This is a genomic window from Bizionia sp. M204 (assembly GCF_023205095.1).
In the GTDB taxonomy this organism is placed as follows: domain Bacteria; phylum Bacteroidota; class Bacteroidia; order Flavobacteriales; family Flavobacteriaceae; genus Algorimicrobium; species Algorimicrobium hallyeonense.
In genome coordinates this window covers 1,045,658-1,060,672 of sequence record NZ_CP046242.1, presented here as the reverse complement: position 1 = coordinate 1,060,672, position 15,015 = coordinate 1,045,658, and the positions used below count along the sequence as shown (strand labels likewise).

At 33.7% G+C, this 15,015-nt stretch carries 10 protein-coding genes; 3 read left to right on the top strand and 7 right to left on the bottom strand.

Annotated features, from left to right (window positions below):
* Positions 1-545: 545 nt before the first annotated feature.
* From GMA17_RS04745 to GMA17_RS04735, 3 genes are all read right to left on the bottom strand, one after another.
* Entirely contained in the window at positions 546-3,449 is a 2,904-nt protein-coding gene (locus tag GMA17_RS04745; protein WP_248399662.1) for an NACHT domain-containing NTPase, read from the bottom strand.
* Between the two features lie 220 nt (positions 3,450-3,669).
* Positions 3,670-7,233 (bottom strand): M1 family aminopeptidase, encoded by a 3,564-nt coding sequence (locus tag GMA17_RS04740; RefSeq protein WP_248399660.1) that lies wholly within the window; start codon positions 7,231-7,233, stop codon positions 3,670-3,672.
* A 3-nt stretch (positions 7,234-7,236) separates the two neighbouring features.
* Positions 7,237-8,124, bottom strand: a complete 888-nt coding sequence (locus tag GMA17_RS04735) for an ABC transporter ATP-binding protein (RefSeq protein WP_248399658.1) — start codon at positions 8,122-8,124, stop codon at positions 7,237-7,239.
* 74 nt (positions 8,125-8,198) lie between these two features.
* Here GMA17_RS04735 and GMA17_RS15380 point away from each other — a divergent pair, with 74 nt between their 5' ends.
* Genes GMA17_RS15380 through GMA17_RS04725 form a run of 3 tightly spaced genes read left to right on the top strand, consistent with a single transcriptional unit; the run spans position 8,199 to position 10,174 of the window.
* Positions 8,199-8,330, top strand: a complete 132-nt coding sequence (locus GMA17_RS15380) for a hypothetical protein (RefSeq protein WP_256476163.1) — start codon at positions 8,199-8,201, stop codon at positions 8,328-8,330.
* Positions 8,331-8,343: 13 nt separating this feature from the next.
* Positions 8,344-9,474, top strand: a complete 1,131-nt coding sequence (locus GMA17_RS04730; RefSeq protein WP_248399656.1) for a sensor histidine kinase — start codon at positions 8,344-8,346, stop codon at positions 9,472-9,474.
* Positions 9,467-10,174, top strand: a complete 708-nt coding sequence (locus GMA17_RS04725; RefSeq protein ID WP_248399654.1) for a LytTR family DNA-binding domain-containing protein — start codon at positions 9,467-9,469, stop codon at positions 10,172-10,174. The genes GMA17_RS04730 and GMA17_RS04725 overlap by 8 nt, the downstream gene beginning before the upstream one ends.
* A 139-nt stretch (positions 10,175-10,313) precedes the next feature.
* Here GMA17_RS04725 and GMA17_RS04720 read toward each other — a convergent pair whose 3' ends face one another.
* The 4 genes from GMA17_RS04720 to GMA17_RS04705 all read right to left on the bottom strand — a co-directional run bounded on the left by GMA17_RS04720 (position 10,314) and on the right by GMA17_RS04705 (position 15,012).
* Positions 10,314-11,243, bottom strand: coding sequence for a hypothetical protein (locus GMA17_RS04720; RefSeq protein WP_248399652.1), 930 nt, complete (start codon positions 11,241-11,243; stop codon positions 10,314-10,316).
* Between the two features lie 378 nt (positions 11,244-11,621).
* A complete protein-coding gene (locus GMA17_RS04715; protein WP_248399650.1) occupies positions 11,622-12,128 on the bottom strand; it encodes a redoxin domain-containing protein in 507 nt (168 codons plus the stop codon).
* Between the two features lie 149 nt (positions 12,129-12,277).
* Complete coding sequence (locus GMA17_RS04710) at positions 12,278-12,460, bottom strand: adenylosuccinate synthetase (RefSeq protein ID WP_248399648.1); 183 nt, start codon at positions 12,458-12,460, stop codon at positions 12,278-12,280.
* A gap of 56 nt (positions 12,461-12,516) precedes the next feature.
* Positions 12,517-15,012 carry an ABC transporter permease gene (locus GMA17_RS04705; RefSeq protein ID WP_248400615.1) on the bottom strand — a complete coding sequence of 832 codons (2,496 nt, stop codon included), beginning with the start codon at positions 15,010-15,012 and terminating at the stop codon, positions 12,517-12,519.
* Between the last annotated feature and the right edge of the window lie 3 nt (positions 15,013-15,015).

The window sequence follows — 15,015 nt, the reverse complement described above, 5'->3', positions numbered from 1 at the left end:
CTTTCATAATATCAGGAACTGATTTATCACTAATACCACTTTCCATACCTTCTGTTATAGCTGCTTTTTCAATAGCTTGCCTCTCCTCTATTTTGAGGTTATTCCTGTTTGCTACGGTATGCTTATTAAAAACCTGCTCTGGATGTTCTGGAGTGGGTTTTTTGTTTGGTTTTAATTTATAATACTGCGGTAGCGTGCGTATTTTTACTTTTGAGAATTTTAGATTGTTAATATACTTGGTTTAAGACTTCGTTGAATTGGAATAAAAAGGTTATTTCATTCTTTTGTCTTGATACAAAAGAACCAAATAATCAAGGCTGACTATAATTTTGGAAACAATTACGGCTCGTTACGCTATATTTTAGACTATTTGGCGTAAAGAAAATAGTAGACATTTCTAGCTAAATACTATTTGAAACTAACATTAAGTAAGGTATTGCATCCAAATACAATCATCTTCAGGTTCATTGTATTTGTATAGCCTAAAATATGAACGCTCATTTTACCTATTATTTTAAATAAAACTTTATTAAGCCAAGAGAGAATTAGAAATAGTCAACTTTTTTATCATTTATCTCATCAATAACAAAAAATAGATTTTCAAATCTTTTATATATTTCAGGTTCATTAATCGTTTTGATTTCATCAGCAAAACCGCCTTTACTTCCTGTTATTTCAAAAAGGCCATCAATCTCTAATTTAGATAGCATTTTATTTTTCTCTAAAAACTCTTCTTCAAAATAATGTTCAATTTCAAAAAACTTAAACTCTTGTTTGGTTTGGTTATATTTTGCCAATTCTTCTGGAATTGGTAAAATAATGGCATAAATATTTTTTGTCTTATGTTTTTTTACAACTCCAGTTTTAAATATTTCATAATCCTCATTTTTAAAACCATTAAACTCTTGATGCCCAGAGGCATCATTATCAAAAACACCTATAATTGTTTTATCTTGATATTTTCCATTATCCATTTCTTTAGCTATATTATTTAATGTTTTAGCTAATTCATGTGTTCCACCTTCATCTTTATTAGTTTTTATTTCGCATGATTCCACGTTCCAATAAGGTTCTGTATTTCCTGTTAAAACTTTAAAAGCTTGCATCATATATATTGCATCAGTTTTTCCTTCGGTATATATTTCTACTTTTTTAATAGGCTTAATTGCTTCTAAACTTGTAAACCTAGTAACATCAACACCATTTTCAAGATAATACTTGATACCTTTTTGCATTTTCTGAAGTCGGCTTTTTAACTTGTATCTATCTTTTAATTCATCTTTGTTTTTTGGGTCAATAATATCAAGTCCATTATCAAATAACAGTGCGAAAATTGGATTTGAAAGAGTGTTTTTTCTTGAATAAAATAAATCCAATTTGTCATTTTTATCAAATTTATCGGATGTTAAAGTTGCTCCTATACAAAATAGTTTATATTTTAAATTAACTATATCACTAACTAAACCAGTATCCTCAATTTTGTTTAACTCTTCGCTTAAATGGTCAAATGCCAACTTCAAAGTGTCTTCAAGGGTTTTAGAATTAAAATGATTGAAGAACCAAAAGAAATTCATTAATGCAATATCAGTATCTCCTAAATTTTTAAATATTGGTAAAGTTGATGAAAGTCGTTTAACATCTTGGTCAGCTTTTATTAAAAGTTCCAATGATTTAATTACACCATCTTTTCTTAAATCAGAATCTGTAAGCCACAAAGATTGTAAAATATAGCCTAAACCCGAAGATGCAATTAACTCATCCTTTAGTTCAGTATATTTATCAACCCTTAACAATAAATCTCTTAAAAAATCTGGCATATCTTTAGTCCTACCTGTAAAAAATATTGCGGTGTTTTGCCAACTAAATTTTGTAAAATTTTCAATTAGTGTTGGCACTAAATCACGTCTCTGATTAAAAATTTCTCTTGAAGCATAATATTCCATAAAATAGTCATGCTTAAAATCTATTTTACCATTTTCATCCACATATAAAACACCAGTCCCTTGTGTTAATGATTTTAGAAGTTCTGGATAGACGTTATCTTTAATAGTTATATTTTTTCCTTTAAAAAATTTTTTAATTGATGTTTCAAACTCTTCAATAGATTTTCTTGTATTATTTGGATCCTCAATAATTTCAACCGCATAAATTGATAATATTCTTTCTTTAATTGTTATATCAAGAAATTCAAGACTAGACTTTACAGATGTTCTTCCTAATAAAAAAATATTAAAATTATCATATATATCAGTTATTGTAGCTGGAATTTCATATTGCTTTTCTTCAAAAAGTATAGAAATTAGTGATACAGTCAGAGGCGTTATTGGTATTTTTTCTAGTATATTATTATCATGTAGCGTAACCCATAGTTTATCTGATTTTTCTAAATTAAATCTAAAAAAATTATCCAAAAACAATTTAACTTGATTCATATCAAAATTGCTTAAGTTAACTCTTATGTGGTCATTTAATTTAAAACCTTCTACCAGATAATCGTAATTTCTTGTTCCTATAATAAAACGAATTTCAAAATTTTCTTTTAAACCATGAATTTCATTGAGAACCTTCAGTTGGTTATCTCGTTCAAATTCATCGATAGAGTCAATTATCAAAATTATTTGATACTCATTGTAAATTCGTTCGATATCAAATTCTTCATATATTTTTAGTAACTCTTTATCTAAAATTGTTTTAATATTAAACTTTGATTCAAGAATACTACTAGCTTTAATTAATACAGGTATATTCTTAAAAATTAATTCTTTATTTTTCTCAATGAGTTTCTTCCCTATTTCTTTGAGCAATGTACTTTTTCCTGTACCCGCTTCTCCTGAAAGGATATAATTACCAGATTTGACAATTTTATCTTTGTTTACTCTACTTTTTGTTAATGTTTCTGTTTCAGAATCTTCTTTGTATATATACAATTTTGGCTCAATAAATATTTCTAATAACTTATCATATTTATCATCTAATTTTAATAAACTTTTTAGATGTTTATCTGCTTGAATTGAATCATTAAAACTAATTTCATACGGTTTTAAAAACGTATCATTATGTGACCAATAGTCTTCATAATAATCGTTTATATTATCAATTACTTCTTTTCTACTCCAATATTCAATTACTGCCTTTGGGTTTTCATTATTTAACCAACCTTTAAAATAATTTGAGAGTTTACCATTTGAAGTAACAACATATAATTGGTCGTATTTAGAATTGATTTTTTTGATTCTTTCATCTAGAACTTCAACTTTACCATTCAATTCACTTAAAGTAATTAAAAAATATATTTTTTGATTTTTAAGAGCTGTTTTCTGCGTAGCTTCAATTAGATTTTCTGAAACTCTATTTACATTTTCCAATCCCATTTTAACTAATAAATCTTCTATTAGTTTCGATAAGTCTCCAACTTTATCTATTGTATCAATGATGTTTTTTTTGTTCATATTTATATGCCGATGAAATTATCCATCTAAAATATAATTATTGAATTAAAAAAAGCAATTAATTTAGTTAATTCCTTCAAACACATTCCACTTCCCTCCTATACTTCGACTTCGCTCAATACAGGCTTGTCGCATATAGAGTGTTCATTAACATTGCAGAAGAAAGTTTTGAAAAAAATTTTTTAAGAAACTAAAGTATTTTCATATACGTTTCTGTATTCTATTCAAACCTAAAAGTATTATCTACAACATTCTCATCCGAACGTGTTCCAAAAGGATCTATAGAGATGTATTTAGGTAATTGGTTAACAATTAGTTTTATTTCTGTTTCTTCTTTATTGATGGTATGCGATTGATAGTACAGCAGTGCATTATCATCCTTTATTTTGGATTGATGCGTATTAAAAACCCCTATTTTAATAGGCTCATTAATAGGAATTTGTTTAATTTCCCCTGTATCCAAAGTTTGAAAACGCTTTGCTTTAACAATTACCGAAACTTCATAGGTTCCATTTTCCAATGGACGGTAAGACCCTTTCTCCAAACTTAAATTGTAGGTAATGACGCGTTTAAACCAATCATCAACCAACACATGGTGTTCTTGGGCTGTGACTTTGTAAACCTCGTTTAAAAACTCAATGGTATTGGCTTCCAATTTATTGCTATTTCTGTGTCTGTCTGTTATGGTTTTTATAACTTGATTCAGCTTTTCTTCGCTTATTAAATCCCTTAAGGCCAGCAATGTGGTTAACATTTTTCCGTAAGAAATATAACCTTGTCCTGATACTTTGTAGACAGGTGGTTCTATAGTGTTTGCAAACGAACGCCCTGAAAAGTACCTGCTTCTGGCATTTTCATTTAATTGATAAATGGCGCTTTTGCCAAACAGTTTTTCCATAACAACAGCTTCTGTATATTTGGCAAATCCTTCGACAAACAAAGAAGCGCCTGCCACTGGTTTTGCCGTTAAGGTGTGCCCCCAATATTGATGGGCTACTTCATGAATGGTTCGTTTTGCCACCAAGTTGAAGGTTTCTGGATGGCTGACATTTTTTAAATACAGCCTATCCTCCACCATGCTGATAACACCTGGATGCGCAAAGCCTCCAAAGGGCCAATGTGCAGGTACTTCTGCAATTCTAACATAATCAAAATTGTAGGTTCCAAAATGTTCCTGACAATAGTTTAATGTTTCTTTGACACTGTTTTCAATGTCTTTGATGTTAAAATCATGATTAGCATCGTAATACTGTTCTATGGAAATGCCGTTGTGCACTACTTGTTTTGTTTTATAGTTTGCTGAAAAATATCCTATGGCTGGCATGATTTTATCTTTTGATTTGTAGTGAAAATAATTCCTGCCATTTTCAGTCCATTGGTTTAGTAACTGTCCCGAACTTATGGCGGTTTGGTCTCTATCGGTTGACATGATGGTTTCGAAAGTTACTTTTTCAAATTTGATGTCTTCCATAACCATGTGTGCATCTGAATTGTTTTCTGCTTCACGTTCTGGTAAATTTCGTTTTTTGCGTTCTATATGATTCGTGATTTCTAATCCGGAAGTATAGCCCAAAACAGGTTCGAAATTGCTAAAACGATTGATATACGTCCCATTGTTTACAATGGAAACATCTGTGTCATACCCTTTTAATTCATGTTTCAGATGATACGAAAGTGCTACCGAATCGTTAGGTTGCAATGGTTTGTTGAACTTAAACAAATAGGTTTGGTAAACGCTATCATGAAACACCAGATTGGCATTTTTCAAACGAATGTTTTCTAACGGGATTCGTTCTGTAATGAATAATTCTGCTACAGGTGCCTCACTTTTGTTTTTCAGCATGTAATGCGCGTTAACCGTATAGCGTCGTTCTTTTGGATAGATGGCAACCTCTGTTTTTACAGCTGTACGAACCAAGCTTTCCAAGCTATCATATTTTTTATATTGTCGTTCATAGTTCTCACGGAAATCCAATTGTTCGCTTTGCGTTACATAATCATTCACGATATTTGTATTATAAAACACCAAACTCCCAGAGCCCATAAATACTAGTGTAAAACATGCAAAAGCCAATTTTTGCAGTTTGGACCAATCCTGTTTTAACTGTTTCCATTTTAGGGAAAACGTAGCCACTACGCCTCTATGCCATATTTTAAAAGAAATGATGACCAAGAGCAATCCCAAAGCGAAGCAATATACAGCGAGATGATTGAATAAGCTGGAAACGGCATTGAAACCATCCATGTTATTGGATTGTAACCTTGGCAGATACCCTATGCTTGTTAATGGATGCTCCAGCCCTATTAGGTTGGATTTAAAACTTAAAAGCACCATGAGTCCGAAGATACCCATGCCCAGGTATTTATTTGTAACCAAGCTATTGACAAACAAGGCTATCATACAAAATACCATTAGCTGAAGGCCGTAATGATAATAGAGGGAAGCATATAAACCGAATTCGAAATTTGAATAACCCAAACTGATTTGGAATGTCAGACACATTAAAATCCCTAATGTTATTAAGATAATAGGTAACAGTAATAAGGCAGCAAACTTTGAAAGAAAGAACACTCCATTTTTTGCTGGAGTGGTATCAATAATACTATTAAAACTTAAGCTACGCTCCCGCCATACAATTTCTGAACTATAGAAGATGATTACTATTAGGCTAAAAATGCTTAAGGGATCCACAATTAGGTTTATAAGTTGATTGGTAAACGGATATATGGGTACACCATATTCACCACCACTAACAACCGTTGCATATAACTCCGAAAAAACAATACAAAGCCACATAATGAGTACGGCAATAAATGGCAAGCTTCTAAAAACATGTTTTAATTCCATTTTTAGCAAGGATAAAAAAGCCAAACTTTGTCCCTTAAAATTATAGTATGTCTTGACTGTTTTATATGCTACTGGCCGTTGTTCTTCATTTTTAATGCTAGGTTCTTTTTTAACTTTTTTTGTTAGCTTTCTAAATGAAAACAATTGATAGGTAGCCCAAAGCACTATTAAGGCAACAAGCATCCAAACAAGCCTGTTTAAAAGAAACAAGCCTGAAAAAGACAGTAGCTGTGTGTTTTTTTGAAATGGTGTCCAATACTGTGTTTGCTCGAAAAACGCAGCAATTCCAAACGGGTCTGCTACAGCAGCCATAGCCATGCTTTCTGGGGAAGCCGGAACTGCTTGTGCCAGTAATGGTGAATTTAAAAAGATGGAACTCACAAAATAGAGTGTGTAAACAAACACTGCACTCACATAGGTTGCCGTACTGTTTTTGGTTAGCGTACACACAGAAAAGATGATGCTTGAACAAATAAAGATGTTGGGAATTACCATATACAGAAAGGGCTGTACATAGGTTAACCAATTAAAATCTGCTATGCGTTCCGCATCTAAATTAGACAAATGTAGCCCTAAACAATACCCTAACAGAAAAGGTGCAAAAGCCAGAACACTAAACATGAACGTCCCTAAAAAACGACTCCAAAAATAATGGCTTTTTTTAATGGATGAGCTATATATTAAAGGCTCCATTTGGTGCTGTTTGTCCCGAAGCATGGCACTTACAGCAAAAAACATTATGATAAAAACACTCCCTAAAGTAAAAAGACTGGTATAAAAATACACTTGAAATGGCGCATTAAAATGAATTCCTGTTGGCGCATGACCTTGGCGGCCAACAAACACGCCCAATGCTAAAAACAAGAGTGCAAATATGGGGAATGCGCGTTGTTTTAATTGATAAAAAGCTTCGAATTGTAGTATTTTTTTAAACATGGTTTAGCCTTTTAAATTGTTGTGATTATACAATGTGGCGAAATAATAATCTTCTAGATTTGGTACGATAGGCTCAAACCCAATTTCTGGTTGCTGTTCAGACCATACACGGATTTGTGTTTCTCCAGAAACTAGTTTTATTGAGATTACATCAAACGTTTTTTGGTAGCTGTCAACGTCTTTTTTAGGAATTATTTTGGTCCAGATCTTGCCTTCAATATGTTTAACCAAATCCGTAGGATTTCCTTGCGATATAATTTCACCATCAGCAAGTATGGCCATTTTAGGACAAAGGTTTTTTACATCTTCTACAATATGTGTGGAAAGAATAACAATAACGTTTTCGCCTATTTCACTCAATAGGTTTAAAAAGCGATTGCTTTCTTCTGGATCCAGTCCAGCTGTGGGTTCATCCACAATAATCAATTGTGGATTGGCCAATAAGGCTTGTGCGATACCAAAACGTTGGCGCATACCACCGGAAAATGTATGGACAGCTTTCTTTCTGTGTTGGTATAAATTCACTTGTTGCAAAAGTGCCGTGACTTGTGCGTTTCGTTCTTTATGATTGATGATGCCTTTTAAAACCGCCAAATGGTTCAATAATTTTTCAGCAGATATTTTTAGATACACCCCAAACTCTTGAGGCAAATATCCAAGCTGCTTTCTTATCTCATGAGGGTGTTTAACCACATCTATATTGTTAAATAAAACACTTCCTGAAGATGGTTCCTGTAAAGAAGCAATGGTGCGCATGAGTGATGATTTTCCTGCGCCATTGGAACCCAACAAACCAAACATGCCATTGGTTATTTCCAAAGTAATTCCATTTAAAGCTTTGACACCATTGGGATAGGTCTTGGTAAGATTATTAATTTGTAAGGTATTCATTGTCTGTTTGTTTTTTAATTGGATGTAAATGTTATCACAAACATACAGACCTGATTTAGGTTCTTAAAGTATAGATGACAAACCAAATTATAACGCTGTTACACACTATGCAAAACCCTATAAATGGGGTTCATATAAAAAAAGATCGCGTTTATATTAAAAAGTATGGTGTTGGTACAAATAGTTGTGAAGACGGGATAACATAAGTATTTTTGACCTATGTTTCAGTTTATAAAAAAATACAAAGCCTTTCTTATTGGGTTGTTGCTTATAGTTCCCATATTTTATATGTTGGATTATATTGGGTTCCTTCTTCTGCCAGAAAACCAAACCCTTGAGATTGTTTTTTATGCCATATTTTGGGGTATTATCCTGGCTTTGCCCTTTCATTATTATACCTACCTTAAGGAAAAAAAGAAAACGGTTTTTAGGGTTTTAGGTTTAGTAGCACTCTTTTTTATTGCGCTAGTAATAGATAGTTCCATGAAGGTTCCAGATAACCCCATAACCTTTAGCTTATTAATAGGATTCTGGATTGGTCTTGCCTATGTTTTAATCCCGACATTCATTAAAAAATACTGGACATTAATAGCCTTTATTTACACGCCGTTATTTTTGTATTTTTTGTATTTGAGATTGTTTTCTGGCGATTTGGAAACCTATTTGAAAATTAAAGAAGAGCTTCCGTTTTTTATCTTCTTTTTACCCATACCTGTGTTGTTCTTGGTTTGGGTTTTTGAACAATGGAAATGGATTCAAAACTTAAAAGCAGAAAAATCCAAAACAGAATTGTCCTTATTGCGCAGTCAGATAAATCCCCATTTTTTCTTTAACACCTTGAATAACCTGTATGCTTTAACCATTAAAAACTCCAAACAAGCACCAGATGTTATCTTGAAATTATCTGATATGATGCGTTATACCATTTACGAAGGTGAAAAAGAAACCGTAAAACTGGGTGATGAAATTGAATACCTTAAAAACTATATGGAGCTGCATAAAATTCGGTATAAAAAATCTGTGGACCTGTCCTTTAAGCATGATGTCAATCCCGATTTGCAAATAGCTCCTTTACTATTCATCATTCTATTGGAAAACGCCTTTAAACATGGTGTTGAAACGCTTTCAGAAAATGCATTCATTCATATACACCTGTATGAAGATGATAACGCTATCTATTTTAACATTGAAAATAATTTCGATTCCAAAGAGATGAGTCAGACTAAAGGCATTGGGCTTGCCAACCTAAAACGCAGATTATCCTTACTTTACCCCAAAAAGCACGAACTCAATAATTATATTGAAGGTGCTATCTATAAATCCACTTTAAAAATTTCCAAACATGCTTAAATACATAATTATAGATGATGAGCCTTTAGCGCATGAAATTATTGAAGAATTTTGTAGTATGCTACCACATTTACAATTGGAAAAGCATTGTTATAATGCCATGGAAGCCATGCAGTTTTTAAACGAAAACACTGTGGATTTTATGTTTTTGGATATTAATATGCCAAAACTTAAAGGCCTCGATTTTTTAAAAACGCTTACAAATCCTCCCAAAACCATTATTACCACAGCTTATAAGGAACATGCCATTGAAGGGTTTGAGTTAAACGTTGTAGATTATATTTTAAAGCCGTTTAGCTTTGATCGATTGGTGACAGCTGTAAATAAAGTATCAAATACTATTCAAACCCCAAAATTGGTACGTGAAGACGTTTCAATTTCTGAAACCAGCCCTAAACAATTCTTTGTAAAAGGTGACAAAAAGCAGCACCAAATAGCTATAGACAACTTGTTGTACATTGAAGCTTATGGCAACTACACCAAACTGTTTTTAGAAGATGACATGATTGTAAGCCATGAGAAAATATCGTATTATGAAACCTTGCTAGAGGCTTCCAACTTTTTAAGGGTTCATAAATCGTTTTTGGTTTCCATTGGCAAAATTAAGTTTATTGAAGGCAATCGTATTGTAATCAACGACCATAAAATACCCATTGGTCAAACCTACAAAAACCAGATTAACAAACTATATGGCAGTTAATTGGCATGCTGAACATGGTGTACTTCCCTCCTAGACTACAACTCATTTATCACAAGTTGAGCGTTTAAAAAGTGTTTTTCGCTTTCGCTGAAAACCAGATAAGACGCTTTACTCCATGAAATGTATAAGTCCGCCTAGCTTAATCCAATATAATAACTTCCGTTTTTAAAATCCATTTTCCATTATCCTGTGCACTATGTGTTACGGTAATTTTATTGGGTCCAGTTTTCTTAAAAACATCAATCAATTTCAGGTTTTTGTGTACGGTAGTATTAATTACAACTGGTTCGGTAAGTAACCTGCTATTGGTAGCATCATAAACATATAGGGTTTTGGAGGTTGGTTTAATATCCCAGAAACCAATTTCGTCTGCTTCATCATTATTCAAATCCTTAAGATTTTCTAATTGCGATTTGTAAGCACCTTGGATGGTAATAGGGTTTAAATCCTTATGGCTAAACATAATGACACTATTGCAGCCGCCTTCGCATTCTACTGGACTACTTGAGGTAATTATTTCCGGCGAAATAACCGTTGCATAATCTGAAAGTCCATCGCCGTTAAAATCGCCATACAGCTTTCTTGTTTTAGATTGGATTACTTTATTATCCAAGGAACTTGGGAAAATACGCGTATCTAAATCGTGGGTATTTTCAGCAATATTTTCGCGTAATATTTTGAACTCACCATTTTTATACATCACTGACAAAAATGAGGTGTACTGGGCTTCAATCCCGCTGTAGGAAACTTGTTTGGTAAAGGTTACTAAATAGTTGGCCGCCTCTTTTGTAATGACCATTTCGTCATTTAAAGCTCGTTGTGTATAATCTGGAAATTGTTGAAATAAGCTGTTTTTACTTTCTTGTACTTGGGTTCGGGTACGCTCTTTGCCGTAATAGGTTACGACTGCCATATAGTACTTATCAAGATAAGGCGACTTTAATTGTGTATGGGCTTCGTTCCACTGCTTAACAAAGGCACGGATCTCTTTTTCTCCTTTTGGGTTAACCTCATTGCAACTGCATGCAAATAAGATAAATAAGCAAGATAGGAATTGGAGATACTTCATGTTTTAATGGGTTTTGGGCTTGTTTAGTTTATGCTAAAGATAATGGAATTTTAGTGACTTTTTGCTATTTGTTTTGGTGGTATATCAATATTTCATTTTTCTGAATATTTAAATGGGGACTCCTGATGTGCTGGTTAATTAACCAGATGTGGTTGGTGTTTTCTTGATATAATCTGCGCTGAACTTTGGAATTCCGTTCTGCCTCTCTATTTGACCGATTTTCCTAAAGATCATAAAACGGGTTGTAAGGATACACCTATTACTATAAACCAAACCTTTCTTATTTTTAAACCCATAAAAACAGTTATGCTGCTTTTATGGGTTTTATATTTAGTATTCGTTTTGTCTTCTATTTATGGGACAACCATAAACTGTGTATTAAGCTTCTCCTCTGGCTGGGTAGCCTTCTTTTAAAATATAGTCTATTCCGCCTAATATGTCGTTAAAACTTGGTCTGCCAAACGGCATGGATTGGATGGACACCCAATATAAAGTTTGATCCGGTGTTATTATAAAAATACCCGGTTCTGTAAAGTGTTCAGGTTCTTTTTTAATACCTTTTGATATAAATAATCCCCATTTTCTTGCTTCCTCTATAGGAAGTCCATAACCCAATGGTATGTCGGCTATATCCCAATCGTTATAGGTTTCTTTGGCAACTTCTTGTGTGTCTGAACTAATGGCTATGAAGTTTACACCTCGGTCGGTAAATTTACTCTCTTTTTTTTGAAGTTCTTCCAATTGGGATTTGCACACTGGGCAGTGTTTCCCTCTATAAAATAGTATCATGGTGAAATTTTCTGGCGCTTGCTCGCTTAATTTCCATGTGGTATTGTTGACTAAACTAATATGCAAATCCGGTGTTTTTTCTCTTGGTTTTATCATTGTTTTATCTTTTTAATTATTCACAATAATATATGGATTGCTGTTGATTTGTTTTAACTGAATTGCATAAATCTTTACCGGGATTGGTGTCAAAGATTATTGCTGAAGTTGAGAATACCCTTGATTGAGATGGCCTAATATGTTATTCTTTATTGTTTATTCTTATCCTGTTTTTTCATCCGTTTCCATAAAAAGTAAATGATTATGAAAAAGATAGGTAAGATGATATACACAATTAAATCAAAGGGTTGTGATAAATCAATAGTACCACTGTCTCCTGGGTTTTGAGATTGTGTGGGAATTTGAAAACGTAATGACAATATATTTAGCATGTTTTTTAAATTGAATTATAATGATAAGTTACAAAATTAATAGCAAATTATGAAGTCTACCCTTCCCGTCGTAAGACTTCTAAAGGCGAACTTCGTAAAACTGTTTGAATATTGCTTAAGCCAATGCCTAAAACCAATAAGGTTATACCTGGCAAAAACACCAAAAACGGAATTATTGATGGCACAAAGGGTTCTTTAAAAACAAAAATGGCTAAACACAAACTGCTGACTAGTGCCAAAATAATTCCTACCAAACTTCCTAAAAGTCCTAAAAAGACATATTCGAAAGCCGTGATTTGCAGAATTTGTTTGTTTTTAGCGCCAAGCGTTCGGAGTAAGACACTTTCCTTAATACGTTGGTATTTACTGGTTCTAACGGAGCCAATCAATACAATGATTCCCGTAAGAATACTGAAAAATGCCATGAAGTTAATAATCCATGAAACTTTATCTAAAATATCTTCTATAACGGTATAAATCTGGCGTAAATCAATTATGGATACATTCGGGAATTTAGCCACTAAATCCTGTTGTAGTGCTGCGGAACTCGTTTCGTCTGGCACATTGGTTGTGAATACATTAAATTGTGGCGCTTGTTCTAAAACACCTGCCGGAAATACGATGGAAAAATTGAGTTGCATTTGAGACCAATCGACTTTTCGGATACTGCCTACGGTTGTTTCCATTAAAACACCTTGAACGTTGAATACAACGGCATCACCAACAGACAGTTTGGCATCGGATGCCAGATTATCAGAAATGGACATGACTATAGGGTCACCCGGTTTTAATTGTGGTGTCCACTCGCCTTCCAACAATTCTTCTGATGCTATTAGGGAATCGCGATAGGTGGTTCTAAATTCATGGTTTAAAATCCAACCTCGCATTTGCCGCGTACTGTCTTGACGAATGTCATTTACCAACCGGCCCTTAATACTATGCATGCGCATAGTTACCAACGCTAAATTATTTAGTACTGTCAAATTTTTGTCCGTAATGTTTTGTGAAACGGCTTCACGCTGATCGCGCTGCACATCTAAAATGATGATATTGGCATTTTCAGAGGCTTGTCCGACTTCTGTTTTTGCCAACAGAATATCCTTCGTGAAATATAAGGTGCTAATTAAAAACGTACCCAAACCAATAGCCACCACCAATACCACGGTTTGATTATTGGGTCTGAATAAATTAAGTAAGCTTTGGCGTGCTGTAAAACTCCAGTGTTTTGGAAAAAACTGTTTTATGGTTTTAATAAAACCTAATGCTACCAAGGCTAACATGGTAAAAGTAAAAACGGTTGCAACCACAAAACCGGCTGCATAAAGTGCATCTTTAATCAACCAAAGTGAAAATAAAAACAGGAACACTAGAATAGCTCCAAATACTAAAAATCGAATTTTTCGTGGTTCTTGTGATGCATTTTCATCCACACGCAGTACATCCAAAGGCGACACATACCACGTACGCAATAATGGCAATAATGCAAATAATACCGACATAAATAAACCCAAAAACACACCAATTAAAATAGGCTGTACCGAAATGGATATTTCCAAGGTGAAGGGTAAAAAGTCTTTTAAAAGATAGGGGAAAACGGTTTGCAACGCCGCACCAATTATAGAGCCAATTAATCCACCGATAATTCCAATGCCAGCAATTTGAATAAGGAAAATTAAAAAACTTTGAAGCCTAGAAGCCCCCATACATTTTAAAATGGCTATGGCTTTTAATTTCTCTTTGATATAAATATGGACCGAACTGGCAATTCCTATACAACCTAAAAGCAAAGCTATAAAAGCGGCCAAATTCAAAAATTTCCCTACATTATCATAGCGCCTACCCAAACGCTCTGTGCTACTTGTATGCGATTTGATGTCCGCATTTTCTAAATCTAAAATAGGTTCTAATTTATTTTCAAGTCGTTTTAAATTGAGCGTATCTGATGCTTTATAATAATATTGATATTCCTTCCGACTTCCAAACTGTAGTAATTGCGTAGCTTCAACAAAACGATACGGAATCACCACTGGTGGTGCAACCGAACTGGCAATAGCTGAACCTCCTGGAATGGATTTTAATGCGCCAGCAATGGGCAGTGTTAACTCACCAATCTTAATAGAATCACCTGGCTTTATATTGAATTGTAATAACAGGGTGGCATCTACCAAAGCACCACCTGATTCTTGATACACACTGGCAGCCGTAGCTGGTTCTGATTTTATTTTACCATAAAAAGGGAAATCGCCTTGCATGCCCCGAACCTTTACTAATTTGGAACCGCCATTTTTGGGAAAAGCAATCATAGAGACAAAATTAACCTCTGATGCATCTGGTTTCAAGGAATCGATAATGGTTTTTGCGCGCTCTGTAGGTACTTGTCTGGAATCGATAATAAAATCGGCTCCCATTAAGGTTTTAGACTGGCTTTGGATATTGTCCTTTAAGTTGGTGCTAAACAATTGAATGGACACAACGGCAGCAATACCCAAAATAATGGATGCCATAAATAATAGCAAGCGTACTTTGCTAGCTTTAGCGTCGCGCCAAGCCATTTT

Coding starts and splice junctions, on each gene's coding strand:
- GMA17_RS04745 (WP_248399662.1), bottom strand. CDS start 3,449: ATGAACAAAAAAAACATCATTGATACAATAGATAAAGTTGGAGACTTA.
- GMA17_RS04740 (WP_248399660.1), bottom strand. CDS start 7,233: ATGTTTAAAAAAATACTACAATTCGAAGCTTTTTATCAATTAAAACAA.
- GMA17_RS04735 (WP_248399658.1), bottom strand. CDS start 8,124: ATGAATACCTTACAAATTAATAATCTTACCAAGACCTATCCCAATGGT.
- GMA17_RS15380 (WP_256476163.1), top strand. CDS start 8,199: ATGACAAACCAAATTATAACGCTGTTACACACTATGCAAAACCCTATA.
- GMA17_RS04730 (WP_248399656.1), top strand. CDS start 8,344: ATGTTTCAGTTTATAAAAAAATACAAAGCCTTTCTTATTGGGTTGTTG.
- GMA17_RS04725 (WP_248399654.1), top strand. CDS start 9,467: ATGCTTAAATACATAATTATAGATGATGAGCCTTTAGCGCATGAAATT.
- GMA17_RS04720 (WP_248399652.1), bottom strand. CDS start 11,243: ATGAAGTATCTCCAATTCCTATCTTGCTTATTTATCTTATTTGCATGC.
- GMA17_RS04715 (WP_248399650.1), bottom strand. CDS start 12,128: ATGATAAAACCAAGAGAAAAAACACCGGATTTGCATATTAGTTTAGTC.
- GMA17_RS04710 (WP_248399648.1), bottom strand. CDS start 12,460: ATGCTAAATATATTGTCATTACGTTTTCAAATTCCCACACAATCTCAA.
- GMA17_RS04705 (WP_248400615.1), bottom strand. CDS start 15,012: ATGGCTTGGCGCGACGCTAAAGCTAGCAAAGTACGCTTGCTATTATTT.